Source organism: Nitrosomonas supralitoralis (assembly GCF_003011925.2).
Taxonomy (GTDB): domain Bacteria; phylum Pseudomonadota; class Gammaproteobacteria; order Burkholderiales; family Nitrosomonadaceae; genus Nitrosomonas; species Nitrosomonas supralitoralis.
Genome location: NZ_PXXU01000016.1, coordinates 1 through 14,080 on the forward strand (window position 1 = coordinate 1; position 14,080 = coordinate 14,080).

17 protein-coding genes and 1 pseudogene are annotated in these 14,080 nt (G+C 37.0%); 12 read left to right on the plus strand and 6 right to left on the minus strand.

The features are described 5' to 3' along the window. Both C7H79_RS18555 and C7H79_RS06870 read right to left on the minus strand, forming a co-directional pair. Window positions 1-210 (minus strand): DEAD/DEAH box helicase family protein (locus tag C7H79_RS18555; RefSeq protein ID WP_147383567.1); only part of this gene is annotated, 210 nt, incomplete at its 3' end. A 206-nt stretch (window positions 211-416) separates the two neighbouring features. Then, window positions 417-668, minus strand: coding sequence for a hypothetical protein (locus C7H79_RS06870; RefSeq protein ID WP_106706555.1), 252 nt, complete (start codon window positions 666-668; stop codon window positions 417-419). 356 nt (window positions 669-1,024) lie between these two features. On the opposite strand from C7H79_RS06870, the gene C7H79_RS06875 reads away from it, so the two are divergent. The 9 genes from C7H79_RS06875 (at window position 1,025) to C7H79_RS17645 (ending at window position 6,649) form a co-directional block, all read left to right on the plus strand. Next, complete coding sequence (locus C7H79_RS06875) at window positions 1,025-1,297, plus strand: hypothetical protein (protein WP_106706556.1); 273 nt, start codon at window positions 1,025-1,027, stop codon at window positions 1,295-1,297. Window positions 1,298-1,708: 411 nt separating this feature from the next. Then, entirely contained in the window at window positions 1,709-2,044 is a 336-nt protein-coding gene (locus C7H79_RS06880; protein WP_106706557.1) for a hypothetical protein, read from the plus strand. A gap of 745 nt (window positions 2,045-2,789) precedes the next feature. After that, window positions 2,790-2,957 (plus strand): hypothetical protein, encoded by a 168-nt coding sequence (locus C7H79_RS17885; protein ID WP_172592373.1) that lies wholly within the window; start codon window positions 2,790-2,792, stop codon window positions 2,955-2,957. Window positions 2,958-3,406: 449 nt separating this feature from the next. Further along, window positions 3,407-3,772, plus strand: a complete 366-nt coding sequence (locus C7H79_RS06885; RefSeq protein WP_106706558.1) for a hypothetical protein — start codon at window positions 3,407-3,409, stop codon at window positions 3,770-3,772. Window positions 3,773-3,881: 109 nt separating this feature from the next. Next, the gene (locus C7H79_RS06890) at window positions 3,882-4,106 is read left to right on the plus strand and encodes a hypothetical protein (RefSeq protein ID WP_106706559.1); all 225 of its coding nucleotides are present in this window, start codon (window positions 3,882-3,884) and stop codon (window positions 4,104-4,106) included. Between the two features lie 175 nt (window positions 4,107-4,281). Then, complete coding sequence (locus C7H79_RS06895) at window positions 4,282-4,608, plus strand: hypothetical protein (RefSeq protein WP_106706560.1); 327 nt, start codon at window positions 4,282-4,284, stop codon at window positions 4,606-4,608. A gap of 278 nt (window positions 4,609-4,886) precedes the next feature. Next, window positions 4,887-5,942, plus strand: a complete 1,056-nt coding sequence (locus C7H79_RS06900) for an AI-2E family transporter (RefSeq protein ID WP_106706561.1) — start codon at window positions 4,887-4,889, stop codon at window positions 5,940-5,942. A 320-nt stretch (window positions 5,943-6,262) separates the two neighbouring features. Next, on the plus strand, window positions 6,263-6,448 hold the full coding sequence (locus C7H79_RS19425) for a calcium-binding protein (protein ID WP_106706562.1): 186 nt from the start codon (window positions 6,263-6,265) through the stop codon (window positions 6,446-6,448). Window positions 6,449-6,466: 18 nt separating this feature from the next. Further along, window positions 6,467-6,649 (plus strand): hypothetical protein, encoded by a 183-nt coding sequence (locus C7H79_RS17645; protein WP_147383568.1) that lies wholly within the window; start codon window positions 6,467-6,469, stop codon window positions 6,647-6,649. Between the two features lie 162 nt (window positions 6,650-6,811). Here C7H79_RS17645 and C7H79_RS06910 read toward each other — a convergent pair whose 3' ends face one another. Beyond that, window positions 6,812-8,560 carry a recombinase family protein gene (locus C7H79_RS06910; RefSeq protein WP_106706563.1) on the minus strand — a complete coding sequence of 583 codons (1,749 nt, stop codon included), beginning with the start codon at window positions 8,558-8,560 and terminating at the stop codon, window positions 6,812-6,814. A 29-nt stretch (window positions 8,561-8,589) separates the two neighbouring features. Here C7H79_RS06910 and C7H79_RS06915 point away from each other — a divergent pair. From C7H79_RS06915 to C7H79_RS06925, 3 genes and pseudogenes are all read left to right on the plus strand, one after another. After that, window positions 8,590-9,459 (plus strand): annotated as a pseudogene (locus C7H79_RS06915) (YifB family Mg chelatase-like AAA ATPase); the annotation flags it as partial. Window positions 9,460-9,864: 405 nt separating this feature from the next. After that, a complete protein-coding gene (locus C7H79_RS06920) occupies window positions 9,865-10,089 on the plus strand; it encodes a hypothetical protein (protein ID WP_106706565.1) in 225 nt (74 codons plus the stop codon). A gap of 72 nt (window positions 10,090-10,161) precedes the next feature. Beyond that, window positions 10,162-10,554 carry a hypothetical protein gene (locus tag C7H79_RS06925; RefSeq protein ID WP_106706566.1) on the plus strand — a complete coding sequence of 131 codons (393 nt, stop codon included), beginning with the start codon at window positions 10,162-10,164 and terminating at the stop codon, window positions 10,552-10,554. A gap of 553 nt (window positions 10,555-11,107) precedes the next feature. On the opposite strand, the gene C7H79_RS06935 is transcribed toward C7H79_RS06925, so the two are convergent. The 3 genes from C7H79_RS06935 to C7H79_RS06945 all read right to left on the minus strand — a co-directional run bounded on the left by C7H79_RS06935 (window position 11,108) and on the right by C7H79_RS06945 (window position 14,003). Then, entirely contained in the window at window positions 11,108-12,415 is a 1,308-nt protein-coding gene (locus C7H79_RS06935; protein WP_106706568.1) for a c-type cytochrome, read from the minus strand. Further along, window positions 12,412-13,131, minus strand: a complete 720-nt coding sequence (locus tag C7H79_RS06940) for a c-type cytochrome (RefSeq protein ID WP_106706569.1) — start codon at window positions 13,129-13,131, stop codon at window positions 12,412-12,414. The genes C7H79_RS06935 and C7H79_RS06940 overlap by 4 nt, the downstream gene beginning before the upstream one ends. Before the next feature lie 233 nt (window positions 13,132-13,364). After that, on the minus strand, window positions 13,365-14,003 hold the full coding sequence (locus C7H79_RS06945; RefSeq protein ID WP_172592375.1) for a hypothetical protein: 639 nt from the start codon (window positions 14,001-14,003) through the stop codon (window positions 13,365-13,367). Window positions 14,004-14,080 lie beyond the last annotated feature (77 nt).

The window sequence follows — 14,080 nt, forward strand, 5'->3', positions numbered from 1 at the left end:
AGCCTGCACATCTAAACTCTTAACGTTCAATTTAGATAACAGTGCTTTTCTTAATGACCGATTTGCAATAACTACCACCGCTTCATTATTTTGCAACCCTTCGAGGAGGTAATTTGTAAGTTTTTCTGCCTGAGAATCATCATTCTCACAAACATTAACGATATGGCTGCCATTATAGTTTGTTAGTTGCCAAGTCTTATTGATTTCCATTGTTATGTAATAAAGAATATAAAAGGATACTATAGTACAAAATCTTAAGTAAGTGAATATGAGGTAGGTGAAAATCTTATTAGGAGGAATTTCTTCTCAATATTATACATAACATCTATTAGTTCACTTATATGCCCTTCTATGATTGACTTCCAGTTTCTGCAAGATTATCAAAATATTTGCTAAGATGGCTTGAACTAGATTGATCAATCATTATTATCGGTATTGGAAGTGGTTCTATTACTCGTATTTGAAACGCTTTTAGTACTGCCCGGACTAGGCTGAACATCTTTGCTGACTGCCACTCGGGTTTCTTCGGAATCGAATACGTAATCAGTTCCATTAATATGTGAAACCTTACCACTCTTACTAACAATTTCTCTTTCCTTCACATTACCAATAGAAGTAAAACTTTTCTTGACATATTTTTCTTGTGTGCTTTTATGAGCGTTAGACATTTTTATTATACTAATTATAAAGTTAAGGATTATTCTTAAAGCTAAACTTTAATTTACCTATTAAAATTCTAATTGTATGTGCGGAATCGTACATACTAAACATAATTATGTTGCGATCGACATGGAGAACTCATCGACCAGGCAATGTATCCATCTCGCACGGATTTATAGCTGAATCCTAATATACGAGAATTGAGACTGCATATAAGCTCGTTTTTCTGCATTTATTACTTCCAATTCTCTTGTGAAATGAGTTTCAAATTTACTTAGATTTGCTCAGTGTACTTAAACGCACAGACCGAGAAATCATTCTTGTAGCATTATTTAATTTCTTTTAACTTATAAGGATTTTAATCATGTTGAAAGTGTTAATTGCAATATTTATTAGTGGGTTTTTATTTGTTAGCGGTTCTACATTTGCTGGGGATTACTCTCAAACGCAGAACAAAGTTGATGACAAGATGAATTCTCCTCAGAAAGCTGAATCTGACAAAAAGAATGCTGATGCTGATAGGAACAAACAGAATAATATGAAGAAAGAAGATGAAAGGATGAACAAGGAAAGGATGAACAAGGATAGGATGAATAATATGGAAATGGATAATCAACGTAGAAATGAATCTCAATAATATTTTTACAGCCCGCTTCGGCGGGCTGTAAGGATTCAACTTTTAATAGATCTAGACTCTGATTGATCCTGAATTGATTCATCTTAATAAACTTTTTTAAAAAATTTATGATTTTATTTTAGTTTCTATTATTAGGCATGGTTCACTATTCTGGAGTTGGTAACGAACCTACATTTTGTAAGTCGAAACACTTTTTCACGTATTTTTTATAGGCATTATTAGTTGCTCTAATTGCAAGGATATAACTTTCAATCACGAGCATTAATTACCTTTAAGGCTAATAAACTGTGAGCAGAAAGGTATTGTTACAAAATGATAAAAGATAGAAACAGATATTAGAAAGATACAATCAGTGTAAGTATGCCAAAAAAAATGGTCAACTTAGGCTCATACATTTTAAGTTTTAATTAAATGAATGATTCACGATCAAAAATTCTTTATCGAGATTTACAAGAAGTCAGAAAATTATGGAATGAATGGGATCCAATAGGCGTTTGTACTCCAAATAATGAAGATGAATATGATTCCTACCTAGAGAGCACTCTACTATTACTCAAACAAGAAGCCACAACTGCGGAGATCGAAGACTATCTTATTTTTGTTATTAAAGATCAAATGGGATTTGATGATTACAGTATAAATAAAAGCAATCCAAATATTTTTGCACATAAACTGCATGACTGGTATCAAAATTTAAAAAAAGAAGATCAAACTTACAACTTGTTAAGTAGCTTTAAAAAATTGTAAGTTTCTGAATCGAATTTGATCAAAAATCTTAAGTTATTCTCAAGTATTTGAGTCAGTTAAAAATTCTATAAAGCATTTAGATATAAGAAATAATATTAGTCACCAGTCAATTCAAAAATTACCAGACGAAATACTGAAATTTTCTTAAGCCCTATTACTCTGAGAAAATGCAACCCTGGTCCGTCTCAACTGAGTCAATAAAGCTACAAATCTAGGAGAAGAATTAATTCAGTCTCTATATGTACCAATAAAATCAAAAAATAAACCTTACATTAATAATCACTAATCCTTGTTCTAGTGGATCGATAAGTAATTATATTTGTTCTCAAATAAAATTAAAATAATCCTCATAAAATCACATTTAATTTATTCCTTAGAAAAATCAATCATATAGACTTTCTTTACCATTAAAAACCATTCCAGAAACATTCTAAGTTAGCAATCGCAAATACATTTCCGCAGCAGATAATCAAGATAAGTCTTAGGTTCAAAAAGGAGGATTTTATGGTAATCCGAGAGAAAATCTATGAGTTCGATTTTACTGATTCTAATTCTTATTTTGATAACTCAGCACTTAGCTTTGAAATACCACCACTTGAAGTACACGCAGAAGAAGTTTTATTTCATTAGATGGTAAATATCATATTGAAGAGTAGTAGATATATTTAACAAAGTATTAAGAATATTTATCAAAGTTATGGAGATGAATACTACTTATTTACATTTTTTTTAGGGGGAAGCTAATATGGGAAATAAAAGAGAACTTAATGATAAAGAGAAAATGTTTGTAGAAAAAAATGATTTAGAATCAGCCTTTCTGATGAATGGATCGAAGAATTTTATGCCTTCGGGATTTCCGCAAAATAAAAATTATTCACATAGTAATTTCTCTAAAATAAAACATATTAGCTAATCTTACGGAAAATATCAGTCTTTTATAAAATACATTCCTTCATAAGAAGCTACGATGAGGACAGGATTCAAGAAAATGAATCCTCTTCTAAAGCATCTAACAAAAAACTTCACTAATCATCATAAGAATATAAACAACATAATATCCTGCTTCGGCGGGTTTTTATTTCTAGCAGTTAATGAAGGCCGTACAGAGGCATAAAGATTTATGTCCGTTTTTGCACATAAGCAAAATTATGAATTCCTAATTCATAAAAAGGATACATATCATGCAATGTAGGAATTGGTTTCTATAAACCTTCACACAAGAAAATCTTTCAACTCAATAAAATTTAATAAATAAATTTAAGGCATCAAATCAATGTTATCTATCGCACAGATAGTACTTAAATATACGAGGATGATTCCTGAGTACTTTTCGTACAATTGTAATTATGGAGATATGCTTAAATGAATATATTTAATTTGTTGTTAATAATAACTGCAGGCTTATTCTTTTCATTACCCTTAATGTCTGCTGAAGAAAAAGATCCCGATTTCCAAACGGAAAAAAATAGAGAAATAGGAAATGTAAAAGAAAGATTACAGATAATAGAAGGGCGACTAAATTGTATGAAAAAATCTAACGATTTTGAATCTTTGAAAACTTGTAATCAAGGTGCTGTCAAAAAAATGGATGCTTTAGAAGCTAAAATTAATGCTCAAGAGCGTAATAAAATACAAGCTGATAACAAAAACAAGCAACCCGAAAACAAAGCACCCGCTAATAAACAACAAGATAACAAAAAACTCGATTCTAATATTAAGCCTAACTAGTTTATAGCAAGAAAATCTTAGGAAAAATTCCAGCTCTTATGCTGGAATTTTTCCAATTAGTATGTTTCTAAATTGAGTAATTCATTGTTAAAAATTATAAGGATAAGATATGAACGAAGGGTTCGAGACCTCTGAGTGGCCACAAATTTTGGATATCTCATCGAGAGATCGATACACTAAAAAGCACGGAGGCATAATATGGAAAATTACAAATGTGGATTTCAAAAATAACCGCATATGCTTAGAGTCCTTGAGTACCGAGGAACGTAACGAAATAGAGGAATGGACTGGCACGGCTCAAGAATTTCAGGAAATATTTTCTCAGATTGAATGAGAAATATTCGATCTTCCCTGCAAATTCTAATGTTATTTAGAATAGATAAATGTTGATTACATTACTTGCAAATAAAATGAAAATTCCACTGTTAAAATCAAATAACAAGAATACCCTGAGCAATCCAAATCTTGTGGTTTTTAGGATATAACCAATCTCTTTAATATCCAATTATATGCATAATTCCCGAACAAAAATTCTTTATCGAGATTTACAAGAAGTAAGGGAATTATGGAACGAATGGGATCCTATTGGCGTTTGTGCTCCTGAGAATGAAATTGAAGATGAATATGATTACTATCTCGAGGAAACTCTACAAATGCCAAAGCAAGAATTAACAATTGCAGAGATCGAAAATTACCTTATTTTTGTTATTAAAGATCAAATGGGATTTGATGATTACAGTATAAATAAAAGCAATCCAAATGTCTTTGCAAATAAACTGCATGACTGGTATGAAAATTTAAAAAAAAGAAGATCAAACTTACGACTTGTTATGTAACTTAAAAAAAATGTAAGTTTCTGAATCGAATTGGGTTGAATCGCATAAGTTATTCTCCAGGAATTGAGCCCAACAAAATCTATAAAGATAAAATCGAGAATTCGAATTGTCATCCAGACGCCCTATTGATTATTTGACTAATACATTTCATTTTGATGTTATTCATAAATCCCAGATGATCGCATTAAACATTTAATTGGATGCATGACAATTATCTGAGAAGCTTAGTGAAACAATTTTGGCGACATTTGTAAAAAAATTTATTATCTTAAGTAACTATGACTAATGAAAACAAAGTTATAAGGGTTATCTATATTATTATCCTTTCGATAACGTTCCTAGTTCTTATTTCACCCTTTTTTATGCCACTAATTTTTGCGGGAACGATTGCTTTGACACTTTATCCTGTGCAACTGAAATTAGAGTCAAAAGGCATGAAACGAGATAATGTATCTGCATTACTTACCATTCTTTTTACAACCTTTATTTCTATCCCTCTTTTCTTTTTTATTATCAAAGGTACAAATGCTCTTACCACTCAGCTTGAGAAGATGTCATTTAATGAAAAATTAAAAGACCAGGGTATTCAAGAACTAGTTTTGGATATGCGTCACGATATTGTTTCTGCAATCCAAGAGTTTTCTTCGAATTATGATATTTTGGAATTCTTAAATGAGAAAACAATAAATCATTATCTAGACGTTGTGAATAATTTTCTGCTGGATTTTTTTCGGGAAATTGCGACTAGCCTCCCAACATTGATCGTGCTTCTTATAATTATGATTCTTTGTACCTATTCATTTCTCAGCAACGCTGACCACATTAAGAATTTTTTTCAGAAAATTTCAGGTTTTTCTGAAGTTCGTATGGAAGAACTAACTAATATTTTTATAAAGGATTCCAGACAGGTTTATCTTTCCAACATTGTGACAGGTGGTCTGCAATCACTAATGGTTGCTACGGGGGTGAGTTTGCTGCATATGGGGGATTTCTTCGTGGTTTTCTTTGTTACGTTGATTTTATCTTTCATTCCAGTGGTTGGTGCAGCGCCTGTTGCTTTTACCTTTGCGATATTGGCTTTTTTTAAAGACAGCGCTACCGTTGCAATTATATTAGGCGTATTGGGAATTTTAACAGGCGTGGTTGATAATATTCTTAGATCTTGGATCGCCACTTTTGGTGAAAGTAAAATTCCACCAATTGTTGCTTTTGTCTGTGTGATTGGAGGTGCTCTATTGTTTGGATTTCCTGGGCTCTTTTTAGGATTGTTCGTTGGATCCTTTGCCTTTGATACATTACCTATATTCTGGGAAGAATTAAACACTAAGAAATGACCTTCAGTGTGCTGAGGGGAAATGTAAAGGCATTTGCCCTTGCGACTTTACCTCGTTTCAAATCTTGCATAATTCTTTGTCAATTGTCCTATTATGCGGTTATTTTTGACTCATCAGTGTAGTGACACTGGTGACTAAGGAACGCAACATATAATCAAAAAGCGGATTATCTATCTCCTGTAACAAGTTAGCTCTAATTGATCGTTGATAAAGAGTTCTTTTTTTCTCGGATAAAATGAAAACATGTATTATTAATTCGAATATTATGATGCTATAAATATTTGATTTAATGGCGATACAAATAATTTTAACAATAAAGTTTGTTATACATTCTTAATGGGAAAAACGGGCTCGATGTTTTAAATGGGAAAGCGGGTAATAATGTCTTAACCGGTGGATTGGGTAACGAAATTTTTAGATTTACTACAAAAAACCATTTCGACACAATTACTGACTATAACGTAGCGAATGATACGATTCAGCTTGAGAATGCTGTGTTTACATAATTAACGAAGGTAGGTATCTTGGCAGCAAGCCAGTGCAGAGTTGGTTACAAGGCTTTAGATGCTAATGATTTCATTATCCACAACAGATCAACAGGAATTTTATCATACGATAGTGATGGGAATGGTGCTTCTGCTGCAATGCAAATTGCAACAATTGGGGTTGGATTGAGTTCGACTAATGCTGATATTGTTGTGATTTAGAATCTGGATTTTATTAATCTTGCTTAGGTCTGATTGATATTTTCTTTATGAATCTTGACGCTAAGTCACAAGATGAGTTTTCTTTAAAGAATGTTTCCAATGTATATAAACCTTGTTTACATAAAATGATTTTAGTTATTAAAATTTCACTATTATGGTAATTCATAAATTGTACTGCATATATGCACCACCTAATGACCAGTTACCTAAATGAGAAGTATCATCTCCGCACCAAATCTGTCGTTCTTCGCCTGTAGTATATTTAACTGTAATGTAACGCCTAAACGGCAAAGCAAATCTTAAAAAATCTTTATTTTCAACAAAAGAACTTAAATTTTCATTTCGATAAAACTGGTACTTCGCTCTAAAAGAAATTATTTCTTTATCATCTTCGTCATATTCATAAGGATATTTTTCTACTTCTTGAAGAAGTGTTATTTTTTTGATAGTTTTAACAAGAAGTTGATGGATAGCAGATCTTGTGTAATAGTCATCCTCTTTGTTTTTAGACAAATCTAAAAAATTGTTCATATTTACTGACTCAAAATAGATAGTTATATCTTTCTCTTGTTGAATTTTTTGTGCAGAATCTTCAATTAACTTTGAAAGATTCTCACATTCAGATACATATTGATTCATCCTAAGTATTAATTCTTTTTTTGCTCGGTCAATTAAATCTTCGTTTTCAATAGTAGTTAAAATACGCTCTATATTCATTTCTCTATTATTTTTCTTTTCTTGAAGAACACGTTGCTGCTCTTCTAAAGTTGCTAATGGATTTTTTTCACCACTAATCAATGAAGAAAAATTAATTTCCCTAAGATGCTTAAATAAAATATTTTCAAACTCAGCAAGCTTCCATTCTGGCATCATACAACCAGCACTAACTTGTTTATTCGTGCAGCAAAGACTTTTTCCTCCTTTTGGTGGCATACCTCGATTTTTTAATGTCATTTTAGAACCACAAGCTCCACAATAAACTAAACCAGTAAATATATTTGAGAATGATTTACCTTTACGTCCTTTATCGGCTTTGTTCCTTTGTACTAATGCAGCATTAGCAAGTAAGAAAGTATCTTCTTTAATTATTTGGGGATAATAATTATTTATTGATTCTCCAATATATTTCCTTATGTTATTTTCAGTGGTCATTGGCTGAAACTCGCCCAGTACTGATCTATTACAAATAATTTTTTTAATATACGAGCGATGCCAGAATTTACCCCGTCCAAAAACAGGGACATGGGATTCATTAAGGTATCTAGCAATACCATATAATCCGCAGGTTGAAATACACATTTCGAATATTAATTTAACGATCTCTACCCTTTTCTTCAAAGGTAAAAATTTCTTCGATCTTTCATCATAATCAAGCCATGCTGGTCTACAACGGGTTATGGGTTTCTGTTGAGCGGCATTTCTTTTATTTTCCCATGCAGCTTTGAGTCGCTTGGATTTTATTTCGGATTCTTCATTAGATCGAAACATTATTCCAATGCTTATAAACAAATCGGAAAAATTTGAATTTACAGATTCTTTTGTATAGTGTTTCTTATCACTTAACGTAACAATCTCAATCCCTGCTTCAAGAATTGAAGAAAATTGATTGAATGCAGTCAATGCACTAGCACGAGAAAGCCTATCGAGATTCTCAACCAAAAGAACACTTCCAGTTACTACTCGTCCCTCTTTTATTGCTGTAAGAAATGTACCTAAAGCTCCTTCTGTAGCATTCTTACTATGAAGTGCAGAAATGCCAATATCAGCAAGATCTCTACCTTCAATCGATTCTATTAATTCCCAATTTTTTAACTTAGCATAATTAGCAGATAGCTCTTTCTGTCTCCTAAGAGAATCCCCTTTAAGCTGTTGTTCTGTTGACATTCTTATATAGGAATATGCTTTTATCATATTTTTAGCAAAATAAAATTATAATTGTACACAGCTTATTGATGATCGGCCCTCCGGGCACAGGAAAATCAATGCTGGCAGCGCGCTTTCCGGGCATTCTACCACCCATGACCGAAGTAGAGGCATTAGAATCAGCTGCAATTCAATCACTTAGCTACGGTCATTTCAATATACAAAACTGGAAGAAACGACCATTCCGCTCGCCGCATCATACGGCATCCGGTGTTGCATTGGTTGGTGGCGGCAGTCACCCTCGCCCTGGAGAAATTTCACTGGCGATGCACGGCGTGCTGTTTCTCGACGAGCTGGCCGAGTTCGACCGCAAAGTTCTGGAAGTGCTGCGCGAACCTCTCGAATCCGGAAAAATAACCATCTCCCGCGCAGCCCGTCAAGCAGAATTCCCAGCGCAATTTCAACTAATCGCTGCGATGAATCCATGCCCTTGCGGCTATCTTGGGCACTCGAACGGCAAATGTCATTGCACCGCCGACCAGATTTCCCGCTACCGCGCAAGGATTTCGGGACCATTGCTGGATCGCATTGACATGCAAATCGAAGTTCCGGCGATCCCACAAGATGAATTGATGCACCAGCGTACAACCGGCGAGAAAAGCAGCATGATTAGAACACGAGTGACTGAATCTCACCGACGGCAACTAGAAAGACAAGGAAAAACCAATAACCGTCTGAGTGTCAAAGAAATCGACAAGTTTTGTGCTCTTGAAACTGTCAGTGAGAATTTGCTGAAGCAAGCGATCAGCCGTTTGAGTTTATCGGCGCGTGCGTATCATCGTATCCTGAAAGTCGCGCGTACTATTGCGGATGCAGCAGGGGTTGAGAAAATCAATAATCAACATATTGCCGAAGCAATTCAGTATCGTAGACTAGACAAACATTAAGCATCCGCCTCATTCCAGTACTCTTGACGCGCTATTTGTTATCTCATTACTCTAACTTTGATAACGACTGCAACCGACTATCCTTAATCTGGTGCAGGTAGACACAAAAAGCTCAGTATCGATGATTTGCAGCGATTCATCGAACAATTTACGGTAGAACCCAAAAAGCAATTGAACCTCGCCCATCAGCGTCAAGGGATTCAGGCTGGCCAGGAAAAAGCGGCAACCATGATGATAACGCTGAGTATCCTCAACATAACCCCAAACCCGGAACCAGCATTCCCGGCAAGCAGCATATGATCCATCCTATCTGCTTGACGGTGTGGCCATCAACAGCCTAACAGGCCGTTGAAACGTTTTCGAGGCAACTGATACAAAGCGAAAACAGGCGATGAAGTGGTAATCATGACGCCACTTTTATCAGCGTTGAAAGCCTGGCATGGCATTATTTTCTCTGGATTGGGTCTTTACACAGCTAAAAACTCTACCGTCTTTGCAATCTTGTTTATTCGCAAGGTATCGGCCTCCAGCGCGGTCATTTTGGTTGAGGAATTGAGCCGCCCCATTGAAGGATTGATGCAAATTTTCATTGACCTGCTATACAATGAAGTTAACCAAATAAACCAATAATGGGAATACTATTTGTCTTTCTTATCAGTAGCGTCTCTACGACGCATTATTATTTCACGGGCCTTATCCATTATGAAAACAATTATTTTCTTTTTATTCTTGGCTCTATCAATTCCAGTCTGGGCTGATGATGCAGAAACACAAATTCACCAACTGGAAAAACAATTAGCTCGTATACAACAAGAATCTGAATCAACCTATCAACAATTCTTGATGACTCAAGAATTGCGCCGTAACGCAATAGAAGCTCCATTACCGATTGAGATACCACCCAACCCACCTGATCAAAGCATACCAATCCCAGACTACGATGAATTAATAAAAGAAAAAGAAGAGAAGCAAGATCACATTAAAGATTATACAGACGATCTGAATCGCCTTAGCGCGCGACATAAAGAATTAGAGAATGAAAAACAAGAAATCATTGGACAAATTAACTTGCTGAAACAAGAACCTAAAGAGTAATTTATTTTTTTTAGATGAATTATCACTATTAGCCTGAAGGAGCAACAAGCATGAGATTACTTTTCAATGGAATCTGCCTGATTTTGGCTATTATATTATCAGGCTGTATCACAGAGCCAATTGTAAGAGGCCCTGTTATCCCTGTCCCTGCGGGTGTAGCTTATGTCACACCGACCTACGCAATCCCAGGCCCCGGATATGTATGGGGTTATCACGCACGATTTGGGTGGGGATGGCACCATCCGCAGTTTGGATGGCATAGAGCTTGGAGGTAAATGAAATAATAAATTGTCAGCAGATAGTCTGATAATGATGGTTCATAGCAATAGTTTTTATGAGTTTCTTAGTTTGCACTTCCCGTTCGCCAACCGTCTCCCGATGCGCCAATCGATCAGCATCAACGTGCAATCGGAAGATCGCATGATTAGCAATTAGCTGGAAAGTACACTCGGTGATCGCATTAGCTAATTGTTCGCAGCTGTGCCAGAACAGCAGTTGATAGAGATTTTCAGATGCGTTTTAGGAGTGCCTACCAAAGTAATGACCGATGCTATTAATAATTTCCACCTTTACTTCGATCAACATCCACTGCTGACACTAAACTGCTACGATTTCCCCAAGCATTTCGGATATACGACACGACGAGTGCTACTTCTTCATTCCGCAAAACCTGTTGGAACGGTGGCATTCCATAAGGCCGAGGATTTCCTGCCGTCGTCGGTGGATAGCCGCCATTCAGCACACTGAGGATGACATTCATTGGCGAATCCATCGTTACACCCCGATTACCGGCTAGCGCAGGATAAATACCTGGAACGCCTTTCCCGTCAGAACCATGACATGTTTGACAATATTCCTCATACAGTTTCCCACCCAGATCCATATGCTTTCGTAAACTACCTGACATCACCGAAAAACTGACGCCACCAGGCATATTACTACTCACATTCTCCGAGAGAGACTTTAGATATACTGCCATAGCGTAAGTATCTTCCTGCGACAAATATTGAAGGCTTTGCCTAACGACAGTTGCCATTGGACCTGAAGCCACAGCACGTTTTGTTATGCCAGTTGTCAGCAAAGCAACGATTTCTTCTATTTCCCACCCACCACTGCCTGCTTCCAGGTGCGAAGACAGAGACGGCGCATACCAATTCATGCCCATTATTTGTCCACCTGCCAATGCTTCATCTTGACTTGCCCCTAATATATTGCGGGTGGTATGGCAAGCATTACAATGACCTAGTCCCTGCACTAGATAAGCGCCGCGATTCCATGTTTCACTTTTGGATTGATCCGGCTCATAAGCACCTTCCTTAAAATACAATGCACGCCAGATTGCGAGCAGTGATTTGGAATTATAGGGAAAGAAAATATCATGCGGTGAGTTAACCTGAGAAACAGGTGATAATGATTGCAGATAAGCAAAAATCGCATCGGCATCTTGCCGTGTCACTTTGGTATATTCAGTATATGGAAAAGCGGGATAAAGCAGTCGCCCATCGCGTGATCTACCTTGATGCAGTGCTTGCCAGAAATCTTCTTCACTCCATAGACCGATCCCCGTTTCCATGTCTGGCGTAATATTGGGCGTTACAAAAATACCAAATGATGTAGACAGTCGGCGTCCACCCGCAAACGGTTGCCCTCCTTTAGTCGTATGACATCCCATGCAATTGCCAACGCGGGCCAGATATGCACCACGCATAACTCCCTCTCCCTGTCCTTCGCTGGAACGTTCTGTGTCCGCGGCGATGGCATCAGCAACCATTGCCGATAAAGCAAGTATCAGCACTGCTATACACCACCAAAACAAAGCATTACATTTCCAGTGATTGCTACTGAATATCTGATATCTCATTTTGAATCTCCGTTTTCTTGGATATTTTGGCTACAACGACGCACCAATTCAGGTAAAAGCGATTTGAACGGTCTGGATTCTCCTGCTACAGGTTGGTTCGCTAGCCACTTTGCAACCGCATTGGCTTCATCATCGGTTAATTGCTTTGCGATTTCAGACATACAATCAGAAGTCTGGCTTCGTATGATACTGCCAGTACGCCATCCACTTAATTGTGCCGAAATATAAGCACGAGACAATCCCAGCAAACCCGGGATAGCAGGCTCTATACCCATCAGATTATCGCCATGGCATGCACTGCACGCCGGAATGTCCTGTTCTGGATTACCCGAATAAATAAGGCGTTCTGCCAGCCTGATTTCGTCAGGTTGCATATGAATCCGTTCAGGCGGTGGATAAGGCAATCGGAGTTCAGAAAAGTATCGGGCTATCTCCAGCAGATACTCATCCGACATATTCTCCAGCAAAATCATCATGGGCTGATAATAGCGCCGGCCATCGCGGAAATTACGTAATTGACTAAAAAGGTATCCTTGCGGTTTTCCCGCTATGCGAGGGTAATAGGCATCGCGCGTCGCCTTATTTTCAGCGCTGTGACAGATAGTACAAGCTCGAACGCGCTCAGCCATGGTATCAGGCACGACAACAGGTGCTCTGCCATGCGCATTCACCACTACAGTTATGTAGAAAAATACTAATAGAATAAAACGCATCATTTAAAATTTCCTTGACCCAATTATCAAAACCGGATGTTGTATTGAACATAGAAGAACTCAGGAGTGATTCCAGGCACTTGTTTCTTCAGGAAATTACCACTCCACATTTTTGTATATCCAATCAGTACATCCTGATGACGGTTAATATGAAGATTGAACCGGGACTCAACCTCATCCCCACATGGCTGCCGGATTGACCTGTAATCTCTCGCAGCGTGGCTACGCCAGCAGCGTTATACAAATAATCGTACTCTATCTTTGTACCATAAATCGGCATGGAACCGTGTACACTGCAAATGAAAACTATTGTCCGAATCGGCAGCATTTAAACGACTGTCGGTGTCATAGGCTGGCGTGGTCATTAGCGCAAAAGGAGCATAAGGCACAACCGGTGGTTTTTCGCGTTTGTTGCTGGTGACCATGTCCCAGAAAGAATAATAACCGGGGCTAAGAAACGGCAGAGAAAACAAGCCGCGGCGCGATGCCACAGTGATCGGAGGTAACTTGGATTTATTGACACCACTTCCGACCCTCGTTACGACAGTTGTCGTCGTGGCTGGAGCCGGCACGGCAAACGGCGTATTGGTGTTTGCTGACGATAAGCTCGTCGCATGCGTCTGAAAAACCAGACACCTAATTCCGGCACAGCATACGCAGAGTTTAATTAGCCATCCGGTTATTTTCGTCAACAGACTCTCTTTTGTTCGCAGGCAGGGCACCCATGAAAGCACGAATAAGTTTATTCTTTGATCCATTAAATTTTTCTTGGTTATGTCAACACAACCATTCCAATGATGCAATCGTGCTTCTATTAAACGATTACAGCATTGCATCCATAAAAAAACATATTTTCCACTTTGTTTTAAAAGCATCTTAGAACTCACAAATTTTATTTCAAATAATTTCTTAAGCATGAATCATGCCAACCAGTAAATTGTTAATTAATATA